Genomic DNA, 13,454 nt, shown 5'->3' with positions numbered 1-13,454 from the left:
CCTCCCCACCCCGGTTAAAATTTAACACCATTCCATGCAACAAACCATCACAGGAAACCAACTCATCGGAACAACAGAAAGCGGAGCGGGTAAAATTAGCTTTAACAGTTACGACCCAAAAAGCGGGAATCCCACGCCCTGGTCCTTTAAGACGGCCACTTCGGAGGAAATCAACCAGGCTATGGAGAAGGCCTCAAAGGCTTTTGTGGTGTTGAAAAAACTGCCTGCATCCCGCAGGGCCACTTTCCTTTCGGCTATAGCGGATGCCCTGGAAGCTGAAAAAGCAAGCCTGACAGAAGTTTACCAGTTGGAATCCGGCCTGCCGGAAGGGCGCGCCCTGGGAGAATTGGGTCGCACAACCAATCAATTAAGACTATTTGCCGAACTGATCACCAGAGGGGATTGGGTAGAGGCACGCATCGATACCGCCCAACCGAAAAGAAAACCCGTACCCAAGCCGGATATCCGAAAATGTTTGGTGCCACTGGGTCCGGTGGTGGTTTTTGGCGCCAGTAATTTTCCTTTTGCGTTTTCCACGGCGGGCGGGGATACGGCTTCGGCTTTTGCGGCGGGCTGCCCTGTTGTCGTCAAGGGCCATCCCATGCACGCAGCCACCGGAGAACTGGTAGCCCGGCTGATCCAAAAGGCAGCACGGCTAACCGAGATGCCGGAAGGAATATTTTCACACTTACAGGGGGAAGCGCATGAAGTAGGGGAGGCCCTGGTGCTGCACCCCGGGACAAAGGCTGTAGGGTTTACGGGCAGTCGTAATGGGGGCACTGCACTTGCGGCCCTGGGCAGAAAACGGGAAGTGCCCATCCCGATTTTTGCAGAGATGGGAAGTGTTAATCCTGTATTACTACTTCCTTCTGCACTTAAAAATGCCGAAACCTGGGCACAGGCCTATGCGGGATCCGTTACCCTGGGAGCGGGTCAGTTTTGTACAAACCCCGGTATATTGATAGGGATTGCCGGAACGGAATGGGAGACTTTTACAAAGGCGCTTACCCACGAGATGAATAAAAGCAGGAATGCCTGCATGCTGCATGCCAATCTTTCAAAGAATTTTCGCAAACAAAGGGACGTCCTCCTGGCTAAACCAGCTGTTTTAAAACGCTCCGGAGAGCTCGGGAAAGTGGAGGGTACGCTCGTAAATGCAACCGTAGCAGCAGTGAGCGGGGAAGATTTTATAAAGGATAAATCCCTTCAGGAAGAAGTTTTTGGACCATTTACCCTTTTGATCGGTTGCCGGGATATGAAAAGGGTAGAAGAAGTTATCGCCTGTCTGGAGGGCCAACTCACCGCCACGGTATTGGGATTGGAATCGGAGATGGCGAAATCCGAAACAGCGATAGACCTATTGCGGGAAAAGGCAGGCCGCATCCTTTTCAATGGCGTTCCAACAGGGGTTGAAGTTTGTGCAGCCATGCAGCATGGAGGCCCTTTTCCGGCCACTACAGACAGTCGCTTTACTTCGGTAGGGTTGGATGCCATCCGCCGCTGGGTCAGGCCGATGGCCTTTCAGGACTGCCCGCAGGTCTTACTGCCGGAAGAACTGAAAGATGAAAACCCCCTGGGCATTTTAAGGCTGGTAGACGGGGATTATTCGCGAAAAAAGATCAACCCATGACGAAGTACTGCTTATTTCTATGCCTTTTACTGACCACTGGGGCCCGAGCACAGGATCAAAAAAGTGATTCCCTGCGCTTACAGCTCGTCATGGAACAGGTAAATGATTTTGATCCGGTAGACCGGGATCAATATCCTTTGGGGCTGTATACCAAATCGCGCTACCAAGAAGAGGCTCGTTTTGCCCGGGAACAATTAGCGGCCCTCGAGCAGATTCAGCCGCAAAACCTGACCGAAAGCGACCTTATTTCCTGGGAACTTCTGAAGTTTACCCTGCAGGAACCCATAGACCGCCTGCGTTACAAAACGTACCTGAATCCAATCCAGGCGGATCAGGGCTTCCATCTGAATCTGAATTACCGTATCCGGCCCATCCGCAATTACGCCGATGCCAGACGGTACCTGCAAGTACTCAGGGCCATCCCCGATTTTGCAGAACAGCATTTTAGGCTGATGCGGGAAGGACTCAAACTGGGCGTCTCCCAACCGAAGGTGATCTTTAAGGGATATGAGGCCACCTATGAGGACCATATTGTATCGGATTACCGGGAAAGTGCCTTTTTCCAACCTTTTAAGGAACTGCCCGCTAGTATGTCGCAGCCCCGGAAAGACTCCGTACTGGCAGCTGCACGGGAAGCGATTGAGGAAAGTGTTGTTCCGAGCTTTGAGAAGATCAAGGCGTTTTTTGAGGAGGAATACCTGCCGGCTACCCGAAATGCCATAGGGATTTCAAATATTCCCAATGGGCCTGATTTTTATCAGAACCGAATTGACTATTTCACTACCTCCAAAGACTATACGGCAGATAAAATCCACCAAATAGGCCTGGAGGAAGTGGCGCGTATCCGCCGGGAAATGCATGAAATTATCGAAAACCTTGGTTTTGAAGGTGATTTTAAAGCATTCCTCAACTTTTTAAGGACGGATCCGCAGTTTTATGTGGATACCCCTCAGGAGTTGCTAATGCATGCCAGGGATATCGCCAAACGGATTGATGGCGAACTCCCCAGATTTTTTAAAACGCTGCCCCGAAGGCCTTATGGGGTAAAACCCGTACCGGATGCAATTGCCCCGAAGTATACGGGAGGGCGTTATTCGCCACCCCGGGGTGAGCAGGCCTCGGGGACCTATCTGGTAAATACGTATAAACTGGATAGCCGCCCACTCTACACCCTCCCGGCCCTGACGGCCCATGAAGCGGTGCCCGGGCACCATCTGCAGGGCTCCCTCAACCGTGAGCTTTCAGAAGGAATCCCTGCCTTCAGGCGACGTTTATACCTCTCGGCATTTGGTGAGGGCTGGGGCCTGTACTCGGAATACCTGGCAGCCGAGATGGGCATCTACCGCACCCCCTATGAGAAATTCGGACAGCTTACCTATGAAATGTGGCGCGCCTGTCGTTTGGTGGTAGACACAGGAATTCATGCAAAAGGGTGGACACGGGAACAGGCAGTAGCCTTTATGCGGGACAATACGGCCCTTTCCCTGCATGAAATCAATACTGAAACGGATCGATACATCGCCTGGCCCGGGCAGGCGTTATCCTATAAGATGGGGGAAATCGCCATCCGGGAATTACGGGAAACCGCTCGAAAGGCCCTGGGAGAAGCTTTCGATATCCGGAATTTTCACGAGCGTATCCTCGGGGAGGGTACGGTAACCTTGCCCATCCTGAAAAGGAGGGTGGAACAGTATATTTCTGAACAACTAACCCCCTGATCATTCTTATGGCCAAACACGTTTTTAGATGCATCGACGGGCATACGGCCGGGAATCCGGTTCGTTTGGTAGCCAGCGGCGGTCCAAAGCTGCAGGGGAATACCATGGCAGAGAAGCGGCTGCATTTTTTGAAAGAGTTTGACTGGATCCGTAAAGGGCTGATGTTTGAGCCCCGCGGACACGACATGATGAGCGGGAGTATACTATATCCTCCTGCGAATCCCGAAAATGACCTGGGGATCCTCTTTATTGAAACCAGTGGCTGCCTTCCGATGTGCGGGCACGGAACTATTGGAAGTATCACCATCGGCATAGAAGAAGGCATCATTCAGCCTAAAGTTCCGGGGCAAGTACGCCTGGAAACTCCGGCAGGGCTGGTCTTGGTTCGCTATAAACAGGAAGGTCCTAAAGTGGAGTGGGTCGCTATCACAAATGTTCCTTCCTTTCTGGCTGCAGAAGGCTTGAAGGCCGAAAGTGAATTCCTGGGAACCCTGAAAATAGATGTGGCCTTTGGGGGTAATTACTACGCTATTGTAGATCCACAGGAAAATTTTAAGGGCCTCGAGCACTATAACGCCTCGGACCTGATCCGATTCAGTCAGGACCTGCGCCCGAGAATCAACAAGGCCTATCCGGATTCTTTTATACATCCGATGGATCCCAATATCCGGGATGTGTCACACCTGCTCTGGACGGGCAAGACTCTTTCTCCAGAAGCCACGGCTAAGAATGCGGTTTTTTATGGGGATAAAGCCATAGACCGTTCGCCCTGCGGGACGGGTACATCTGCCCGTATGGCGCAGTGGCACGCCAAAGGCTTATTATCGGATAAAGAGGTTTTTATTCACGAAAGTTTTATCGGGTCGCTGTTCGAAGGCCGGATTGTTGGCCACGGCCATTATGGGTCCCTGAATACCATCATTCCTGAAATAAAGGGGTCTGCCTGGGTTTTCGGTCATAATTCCATTACTCTTGATACAGACAGCCCGTATTTCGAAGGTTTTCAGGTAATCTGATTGCTGCAGGGGAACTTTTGTGTGCTAATATTCTCTTAAAGAGTACAATAAACAGGAATAATTTGTAGTTTTGGTAATCAGATGAGATCCGTTAAACAAAAAACAGGGGCCGTTTCACTTGCCCTTTTGCTGCTATTTTCCACCCTGTCCTTTGCGGTGGAAATGCACTATTGCGGGGATCATCTCGTAGACCTTGGGATTTTTCGAAAAGCCAGTAGCTGTATGATGCAGGCTGACATGCCGCATATGGATAGCATCTCCTCCATTGAGGATGAGATGATGGACTGTTGCTCGGAAATCCAGCTGGTAGTAGCAGGGCAGGAAGACCTGAATGCTTCCTTTGAGACGCTTAACCTCAATCAACAGGTTTTCCTGATATCATTTGCTTACACATTTGTGTTGCAAGAGGGGCTTTCAAAAGAAGAACCCATAGATGCCCTCAGGCATCCACCTCCCAAAATCGTTGAAGACCTTTACCTGCTCAACGAGACTTTCCTTATTTGATTTATTAGCGAATACAAATTTGCCCTGCTGTTTGCTGTTATGGGCATGAGGTATTTATACCTTTACCTTAAACTGAATGTAGTTTGCTAATAATCAAATTTTTATGCTCAATAAAGTCATAAAATACCTAATCGAAAATAAATTGTTGGCCGTTTTGCTGCTGATCCTCTTCATAGGCTGGGGTATTGTACATGCTCCCTTCAAATGGGATACGGGCTTTTTACCAAGCGACCCTGTGGCGGTTGATGCCATCCCCGATATTGGGGAGAATCAGCAGATTGTCTTTACCAAATGGCCGGGACGGAGCCCGCAGGACATTGAAGACCAAATCAGCTATCCGCTTACCACATCGCTATTGGGGATCCCCGGGGTAAAGACTATCCGGAGTTCCTCTATGTTCGGGTTCTCAAGTATCTACATCATTTTTGAAGAAGATATAGAATTCTACTGGTCGCGCAGCCGTATTCTTGAAAAACTTAATTCCCTTCCCTCGGGCCTTCTGCCGGATGGGGTAAGCCCATCACTGGGCCCGGATGCCACGGGTCTTGGACAAATTTTCTGGTATACCCTGGAGGGACGCGACAAGGACGGGAACGTAACGGGTGGATGGGATCTGCAGGAGCTCCGCAGCATTCAGGATTATTACGTAAAATATGGGCTTTCTGCTGCCAGTGGGGTATCCGAAGTAGCCTCTATTGGTGGTTACGTTCAGGAATACCAGGTTGATGTTGATCCGGAAAAAATGCGGCAGTACAATATAAGCCTGGCCGATATTGTAAAAGCGGTAAAGGAAAGCAATCAGGAAATTGGCGCACAAACCCTTGAATTAAATAAGGCCGAGTACCTCGTTCGCGGTCTGGGTTTTGTAAAATCTGTTACGGATATTGAAAACGCCGTGGTTTCTTCCGAAAGCTATACTGCTATCCGCGTCAAAGACGTGGGCCGCGTGCATTTGGGACCTGCTGTACGGCGAGGGATACTGGACAAGGAAGGGGCTGAGGTTGTGGGAGGCGTTGTGGTTGCCCGTTATGGTGCCAACCCCCTGCAGGTTATCAATAATGTAAAAGAACAAATTGCAGAAATAAGTTCCGGCTTGCCTTCAAAAGTTTTGGCAGATGGCCGAAATTCCCAGCTGACCATAGTGCCCTTTTACGACCGCACCGAATTGATTCAGGAAACCCTGGGGACCCTTAACGAGGCCCTGACCCTTGAAATATTGATAACCATACTGGTAATTGTGGTAATGGTGTTCAACCTGAGGGCCTCCATATTGATTACAGGATTATTGCCCGTGGCGGTTTTGATAGTTTTTATAACCATGAAACTGTTTAATGTAGATGCAAACATTGTGGCACTTTCCGGAATAGCAATTGCCATAGGTACCATGGTGGATGTGGGGGTCATCCTGGCTGAGAATATGATTCGGCATCTTGAAGATAAACAGCTACGGTTTCGTGAAGACGGAACGCCCTATCCGGTAAATGAATTGATTTATAATGCAACTGCGGAGGTTTCTGGAGCTATCCTTACTGCGGTATTGACTACCATTATCAGTTTTTTACCAGTTTTTACGATGATAGGAGCAGAGGGGAAGTTGTTTCGCCCCTTGGCATTTACAAAAACCATGGCACTCGCCGCATCTCTGGTCATAGCATTGTTCATTATCCCTCCTTTAGCAGCCCAGATCTTTAAAAACAGGAATTTGCGCAAACAGACGGCCCTGGGTCTGAATGCAGTGCTGCTGCTTTTTGGCCTTGTCTCCGTTGCTTCCGGATATTGGCTGGGTCTCGTATTGCTTGCATTTGCTATAAATGGGCTGGCTAGCACTTATTTCGGTAAGAAGGAATATCAACTCTCTTTTTCCTCATACCACTATGTTCTGTCTACGGCCTTGGTCAACCTGATTATTACAGTAGTAACAATCGTTTTTCTGCTGGCCGAGTACTGGCGACCCCTGGGGTTTGACAGAAGCCTGATGATGAACCTGCTTTTTGTAGTTATCAGTTGCTTTGGGGTCCTGGGCCTGTTTTCATTACTCAAGCGTTATTACGATCGTATTTTACGCTGGGCCCTTGAGAACAGAGTATTGTTTTTGTGCATCCCAGCCTCCTTACTACTTCTCGGATTCTTAATTATGCGCAATACCGGCAAGGAATTTATGCCCGCGCTTAACGAAGGCTCTTTCCTGCTGATGCCTACGTCTTTGCCGCATGCGGGGGTGGAAGAAAACAAGCGGGTACTGCAACAGTTGGATATGGCCGTGGCGAGTATTCCCGAAATTGAAACCGTAGTTGGCAAGGCAGGCCGAACGGAATCCGCTTTGGATCCGGCACCTTTGTCCATGTATGAGAACCTAATCCAGTACAGGGATGAATACCAGACCAATCCGGAAGGCAAGCGCCAGCGCTATCGGGTCAACAATGACGGGTTCTTTGAACTGAAAAACGGCAAGTTGCTGGCCAATCCCAATACGGCAACCGGGAAAGGAACCAATACCGGAGGTAAGATTCTGACTGATCCTTTCCGGGTTGACCGAAACCTGCTCATTGAAGATACTGACGGGGAATATTTCCGGAACTGGCGACCGGAAATACAATCTCCCGACGATATCTGGAATGAAATAGTACGGGTCACCAAACTGCCCGGGGTTACATCGGCACCCAAGTTACAACCCATAGAGACCCGTCTGGTAATGCTGCAAACAGGTATGCGTGCGCCTATGGGCATAAAGGTAAAAGGCCCGGACCTGAAGAAAATAGAGGCCTTCGGATTACGGCTGGAAGAAATCCTCAGGCAGACAGAAGGGGTTAAAGAACAGGCCGTATTTGCAGATCGGATTGTAGGGAAACCCTATCTGCTGATCGATATAAAACGCGATCGCCTGGCCCGATATGGAATCACTATAGCAGATGTGCAGCAAGTGCTGTCTGTAGCCGTTGGGGGTATGCCATTAACTCAAACGGTTGAGGGCCGGGAGCGCTATGCCGTGCGTGTAAGGTACCCCCGTGAGCTTCGGGAGAGTCCTTCGGATCTTAAAAACATCTATGTGCCGGTAGAGAAGGGCAAACCCGTCCCACTGGGGGAACTGGTCGATATAAGATATGAACAGGGGCCACAGGTTATCAAAAGCGAGGATACTTTTTTGGTAGGCTACGTCCTCTTTGATAAGCGAGATGGATTCGCAGAAGTGGATGTTGTGGAAAATGCCCAGGCGCTTATCAAAGAAAGAATTGAAAGCGGGGAGTTGATTGTACCCGAGGGGCTCAGTTATCGGTTTACGGGCACCTATGAGAATCAGTTACGCGCAGAGAAAACCCTGTCTATAGTGGTTCCTTTGTGCCTGCTCATCATTTTCCTCATCCTGTATTTCCAGTTCAAGTCGGTATCTACCTCTTTAATGGTATTTACAGGAATCGCCATTGCCTTTTCCGGAGGTTTTGTAATGATCTGGCTTTATGGCCAGGACTGGTTTTTAAACTTCAACCTCTTTGGGGAAAACCTGCGGGACCTGTTTAACATGAAAACAATCAACCTGAGTGTGGCAGTCTGGGTTGGATTTATAGCCCTTTTTGGGATTGCTACAGATGACGGAGTCGTTATGGCAACCTACCTGGACCAGACCTTCGAGTCAGATCGTCCGGAAGATAAAGTAGGCATACGCCAGGCTACCCGTGAAGCGGCCGGAAAGCGGATACGCCCCTGCCTGATGACAACGGTAACCACGGTACTGGCCTTGCTGCCCGTACTAACCTCCACAGGAAAGGGAAGCGATATCATGATTCCCATGGCTATTCCTATCATTGGTGGGATGCTCATTGATGTTACCTCCTATTTTCTCTTGCCGGTTTTGTATAGCTGGCGTGAAGAATATCAATTAAAAAGAGTACGCAAATGAAAAACAGACTGCTTTTACTGTTTATGATTTTTGTGTCTGCTGTATCAAGAGCACAGGATCTTCAGTCCTTTATCCGGCAGGCTTTGGATAATAATCCCGGGTTACAGGCTTTCGAGTCGCGTTATAACATAGCGGAAGAAAAAGTAAACGAGGCCTTCTGGCTGCCGGCTACCGAACTCAGCCTGGGGTATTTTCTAAGTGAACCCGAAACGCGTACCGGGGCACAAAAAGTACGGTTTTCTGCCCGGCAGATGTTGCCTTGGTTCGGGACCATCGGTACAAGGGAAAAGTACGCTGCATCCATGGCAGAAACGGACTATATTGAGTACCAGGTTGCCAAACGAAAACTCACTCTTTCTGTGGCCCAATCCTATTACAGGCTTTACGCCCTGAAGAACAAAAGGGAGGTGCTGCAACAAAACCTTGAACTGCTCCGGACTTATGAACAACTGGCCCTTAGGGCTGTTGAAGTGGATAAGGCAAGCGCAGTGGATGTTTTGCGCCTGCAGATTCGCCAAAATGAACTGCAGCAACAACTGGACATCCTGGAGCAACAATACAGTGGCGAGCAGGCTGGTTTCAACGGTTTTTTAAACCGTGACCCAGGCTTTGAGGTATATTTGGAAGGAGCCCTTGAGCTTCCCGAACGGGATCCGGTCTCCGCAGACAGCATTCGGCTAAACCCGGAAATACTGCGCTTTGATAAACTATATGAGTCTGTGGTTCAATCAGAGCTACTCAATCAAAAAGAAAGTGCACCCATGCTGGGTTTTGGGATAGACTATGTTCCGGTAGCAGAACGCACAGATGTTGATTTCAGCGACAGCGGAAAAGACATTCTAATGCCGATGGTAGCTTTCTCCATCCCTATTTTTAACAGGCAATACAGTTCCAGGACGCGTCAAAACGAAATCAGGAAGCAGGAGATCAGTTTCCAAAAACAGGAACGATTAAACCTGCTGCAAGCGGCATTCACCAATGCGGTAGCCAATCGAAACGCAGGCAGAATTGCCTATACTACCCAGGAAAGAAACCTGAAGCAGGCCAAAGATGCCGAACAAATTTTACTAAAGAATTATGAAACGGGCACTATTGATTTCAATGAGGTGCTGGACATTCAGGAACTGCAGTTAAAGTTCCAGATTAGTCGTATCGAAGCCGTACAGCTTTATTATGAACAGGCGGCAATCATCAATTATTTAATTAATTAAAAATCAAAACAATGAAGACAATGGAAAAACAAATCAAAACTTTTGTGGCAGCGGTAATTTTGGTAACCGCAGTACTAACAGTATCCTGTAAAGACAAGGCCGAACAGAAAGAAAATTCCGCAACGGAGCCCACTGAAATGAGCGAATTACAGGGCAAAGAGTATACCTCGGCCTATGTGTGTCCGATGCATTGCGAAGGGAGCGGTAGCGATACCGAAGGAAGCTGTCCAAAATGCGGCATGGCCTATGTAACTAATGAAGAACACACACAAAACGGGCATACGCACTAATCTGGCTGATGGCGATTGGAGCATACTGACATGACAGACTGAAGAAAGAACCGACTCCTTCCGGGAAGCGGTTCCTTCTAAAATTTAACCCTTTTATGAAACATACCTACCACATACACGGGATGACCTGCAACGGCTGCAGAAAGCATGTTGAAGAAGTGCTTAAAGCAGTCGATGAGGTGAGTAGTGCATCGGTCAGTCTTGAACAGGAGGAAGCCGTCCTTGAAATGGAACGCCATATAGACCTGAAGGCATTTCAGGAAGCCCTGGATAAAGAGGGAGGGCATTATAGCATCCACCTGCCCGGGGAACATCCGCAGACCTCGAAAAAGGAAGGCCATAAGAAATTGACGGGAAAGGGTTCCGGAACCTATTATTGCCCGATGCATTGTGAGGGGGACAAGACCCACGATAAGCCCGGGGATTGCCCCGTATGCGGGATGGACCTGGTAGAAGAGCAAAACTTGTCATCGGCTGGGTCAGATGGTATGTGGACCTGCCCGATGCACCCTGAGGTGGTCAAGGATGAGCCGGGCAGCTGCCCCATCTGTGGTATGGAACTGGTTCCTAAAGAACCGGACCTTTCCGCTGAAGAAAAGACCTATAAAACCTTGCTTAAGAAGTTGTGGATCGCAGCGGCCTTTACCCTGCCCATTTTCCTGATCGCCATGAGCGAGATGATACCAAATAACCCGCTTTATGATCTGTTGGCTCAGAAATATTGGAACTGGGTACAGTTTGTCCTCTCCATCCCGGTGGTTTTTTACGCTACCTGGATGTTCTTTGAAAGGGCGTATCGCAGTATAAAGACCTGGAACCTCAATATGTTTACCCTTATCGGGATTGGTGCCGGGGTGGCCTGGTTGTTCAGCGTCTTCGGCTTGCTTGTTCCGGACTTCTTTCCTGAGCAGTTCAAAACCACGTCGGGGGCAGTCCATGTTTATTTTGAGGCGGCAACCGTTATTTTAACCCTGGTATTGTTGGGCCAGGTCCTTGAAGCCCGGGCGCATAGCAAAACCAATTCGGCTGTAAAAGAATTGCTGAAACTGGCTCCGAACAAGGCCATCAAAGTGGTAGATGGAGAAGAAGTGGAGGTGCGTATTGATGAGATCGAAATCGGGGATATCCTGAAGGTAAAACCCGGCGAAAAAATTCCAGTGGATGGCAAAATTACTGAAGGGCAAAGTGCCATAGACGAATCCATGATTAGCGGCGAGCCCATCCCGGTGGATAAAGAAGAAGGCGATAAAGTAAGTAGCGGGACTATTAACGGGAATCAGTCATTTCTGATGGAGGCTGAAAAAGTGGGTAGCGATACGCTGCTTTCACAGATCATTACCATGGTGAATGAGGCCAGCCGCAGCCGCGCACCCATACAGAACCTGGCCGATACGGTATCGGCCTATTTTGTTCCGGCAGTAGTAATCATAGCCATTATAACTTTTGTTGTTTGGGCTGTGTGGGGACCGGAACCCGCTTACGTCTATGCCCTGGTCAATGCCATTGCCGTCCTTATCATCGCCTGCCCATGTGCCCTGGGCCTGGCAACGCCAATGTCTGTTATGGTAGGTGTGGGGAAAGGAGCGCAAAGCGGGGTGCTGATCAAAAATGCCGAGGCCCTGGAAAAGATGGCTAAGATAGACATCCTTATTGTAGATAAAACCGGGACCCTTACCGAAGGCAAACCGACAGTAGAAAAAGTGGCTTCTTTTAAAGATGGCCTTAGTGAACAGGATATCCTGGAGCGGATCGTATCCCTTAATACCAATAGCGAGCACCCGCTGGCCGAAGCAACCCTTGCTTTTGGCAGGGAAAAAAAGGCAGAGGTGAAAAAGGCCCAAAACTTCAATTCGGTTACCGGGAAAGGGGTGGAAGGCCAGCTCAACGGGAAACAACTGGCCCTGGGTAATCCTAAAATGATGGAGTATGCCGGAGCAAAGCTTGCTGACCGCCATAAGGATACTGTAAAACATTATCAGAAGCAGGGGAAAACGGTCTCCTATCTGGCGCTTGACGGCCAGGTAGTGGGATATGTGGTTATTGGGGATAAAATCAAAAAAACCAGTTCCCGGGCAATAAAGGAATTGCAAAACAATGGGGTGTCTGTTTTAATGCTGACGGGGGACAACCACAACACGGCCCAGGCGGTTGCCGAAGAGCTGAACCTTGCCGATTTCAAGGCCGGGATGCTCCCGGAAGATAAATTGAAAGAAGTGGAAGGGCTCAAAGCCGAAGGTAAATCAGTTGCCATGGCCGGGGACGGGATAAACGATGCCCCGGCCCTTGCCAAAAGCGATGTGGGTATCGCGATGGGTACGGGTACGGATGTGGCCATAGAAAGTGCAGCCATTACCCTTGTAAAAGGAGATTTACAGGGAATCGTCAGGGCCAGGAACCTGAGCGAGTCCGTGATGAGGAATATCAGGCAAAACCTTTTTTTCGCCTTGATATACAATACCTTGGGAGTGCCAGTAGCAGCAGGGGTGCTTTATCCATTTTTCGGCATCCTGCTCTCACCAATGATTGCGGCTGCAGCCATGAGCTTTAGCTCCGTTTCCGTAATTGCCAATGCACTCCGCTTAAGAAACTCTAAAATCTAAATTCTTTATATATGAGACCCTTACCCTATTTACTAATGTTTTTCCTTGTATTCTCAGGCTGTAAGGAAGAAAAGAGAGAAAGCACCGAAGAACACCAGCACCTAATCGAGAAGCCGGCAACAGGGGGCGCTAAGTCCTTGAGCCCGCACACTTCGGCCATGGCAATGGTGGGAGGAGCACATGTGCATATCGATTACTCCTCTCCCGGCGTGCGCAACCGAATGATATTCGGAGGGTTACTGCCATTTGATGAGGTCTGGCAGGTTGGTGCCCACATGGCCACCTGGATACAGACCGACAAGGATTTGATAATTGAAGATAAAGTCCTTGAAGCAGGCAAGTATGGGATGTTCGCTATCCCATCCCGGGAAGAATGGATTTGGATATTCAATAAAAACTGGGACCAGCATGGGAAGGATGAATATTCCGAGGCAGATGATGTTATCAGAATAGAAGTGTTACCAGAAAAAATAGATAATATTACCGAGCAATTGACCTATAAGGTAGAAGAAACCGGACCTTCCTCAGGAATCATTTCAATGTCATGGGAGCAGGTAAAAATTGAGATTCCGTTTACAATTAAAAAGTAA

9 protein-coding genes are annotated in these 13,454 nt (G+C 49.0%); all 9 read left to right on the top strand.

All coding sequences use genetic code 11. The annotated features are described in order from the left end of the window. The first annotated feature begins 34 nt into the window (after positions 1-34). The 9 genes from ACT6NU_RS00855 (at position 35) to ACT6NU_RS00815 (ending at position 13,454) form a co-directional block, all read left to right on the top strand. Positions 35-1,630, top strand: a complete 1,596-nt coding sequence (locus ACT6NU_RS00855) for an aldehyde dehydrogenase (NADP(+)) (protein WP_445382569.1) — start codon at positions 35-37, stop codon at positions 1,628-1,630. Further along, positions 1,627-3,348: a DUF885 domain-containing protein gene (locus ACT6NU_RS00850; protein WP_445382568.1), complete on the top strand. Its 1,722-nt coding sequence runs from the start codon at positions 1,627-1,629 to the stop codon at positions 3,346-3,348. Before ACT6NU_RS00855 ends, ACT6NU_RS00850 begins: the two co-directional genes overlap by 4 nt. An 8-nt stretch (positions 3,349-3,356) precedes the next feature. Beyond that, positions 3,357-4,364: a 4-hydroxyproline epimerase gene (locus tag ACT6NU_RS00845; RefSeq protein WP_445382567.1), complete on the top strand. Its 1,008-nt coding sequence runs from the start codon at positions 3,357-3,359 to the stop codon at positions 4,362-4,364. 81 nt (positions 4,365-4,445) lie between these two features. After that, the gene (locus ACT6NU_RS00840; RefSeq protein ID WP_445382566.1) at positions 4,446-4,868 is read left to right on the top strand and encodes an HYC_CC_PP family protein; all 423 of its coding nucleotides are present in this window, start codon (positions 4,446-4,448) and stop codon (positions 4,866-4,868) included. Between the two features lie 103 nt (positions 4,869-4,971). Next, positions 4,972-8,763: an efflux RND transporter permease subunit gene (locus tag ACT6NU_RS00835; RefSeq protein WP_445382565.1), complete on the top strand. Its 3,792-nt coding sequence runs from the start codon at positions 4,972-4,974 to the stop codon at positions 8,761-8,763. Then, entirely contained in the window at positions 8,760-9,974 is a 1,215-nt protein-coding gene (locus ACT6NU_RS00830) for a TolC family protein (RefSeq protein WP_445382564.1), read from the top strand. Before ACT6NU_RS00835 ends, ACT6NU_RS00830 begins: the two co-directional genes overlap by 4 nt. Before the next feature lie 20 nt (positions 9,975-9,994). Beyond that, the gene (locus ACT6NU_RS00825; RefSeq protein ID WP_445382563.1) at positions 9,995-10,264 is read left to right on the top strand and encodes a heavy metal-binding domain-containing protein; all 270 of its coding nucleotides are present in this window, start codon (positions 9,995-9,997) and stop codon (positions 10,262-10,264) included. Between the two features lie 95 nt (positions 10,265-10,359). Then, on the top strand, positions 10,360-12,864 hold the full coding sequence (locus ACT6NU_RS00820; RefSeq protein WP_445382562.1) for a heavy metal translocating P-type ATPase: 2,505 nt from the start codon (positions 10,360-10,362) through the stop codon (positions 12,862-12,864). An 11-nt stretch (positions 12,865-12,875) separates the two neighbouring features. Further along, complete coding sequence (locus ACT6NU_RS00815) at positions 12,876-13,454, top strand: DUF2911 domain-containing protein (protein WP_445382561.1); 579 nt, start codon at positions 12,876-12,878, stop codon at positions 13,452-13,454.

This window comes from Robiginitalea rubriflava, assembly GCF_052540725.1.
The sequence above is the reverse complement of the archived record's forward strand: the minus strand, read 5'-3'. Positions and strand labels throughout refer to the sequence as shown.

Excerpts from the sequence above, each read along its gene's own strand:
- ACT6NU_RS00855 (WP_445382569.1), top strand. The coding sequence starts at position 35 with ATGCAACAAACCATCACAGGAAACCAACTCATCGGAACAACAGAAAGC.
- ACT6NU_RS00850 (WP_445382568.1), top strand. The coding sequence starts at position 1,627 with ATGACGAAGTACTGCTTATTTCTATGCCTTTTACTGACCACTGGGGCC.
- ACT6NU_RS00845 (WP_445382567.1), top strand. The coding sequence starts at position 3,357 with ATGGCCAAACACGTTTTTAGATGCATCGACGGGCATACGGCCGGGAAT.
- ACT6NU_RS00840 (WP_445382566.1), top strand. The coding sequence starts at position 4,446 with ATGAGATCCGTTAAACAAAAAACAGGGGCCGTTTCACTTGCCCTTTTG.
- ACT6NU_RS00835 (WP_445382565.1), top strand. The coding sequence starts at position 4,972 with ATGCTCAATAAAGTCATAAAATACCTAATCGAAAATAAATTGTTGGCC.
- ACT6NU_RS00830 (WP_445382564.1), top strand. The coding sequence starts at position 8,760 with ATGAAAAACAGACTGCTTTTACTGTTTATGATTTTTGTGTCTGCTGTA.
- ACT6NU_RS00825 (WP_445382563.1), top strand. The coding sequence starts at position 9,995 with ATGGAAAAACAAATCAAAACTTTTGTGGCAGCGGTAATTTTGGTAACC.
- ACT6NU_RS00820 (WP_445382562.1), top strand. The coding sequence starts at position 10,360 with ATGAAACATACCTACCACATACACGGGATGACCTGCAACGGCTGCAGA.
- ACT6NU_RS00815 (WP_445382561.1), top strand. The coding sequence starts at position 12,876 with ATGAGACCCTTACCCTATTTACTAATGTTTTTCCTTGTATTCTCAGGC.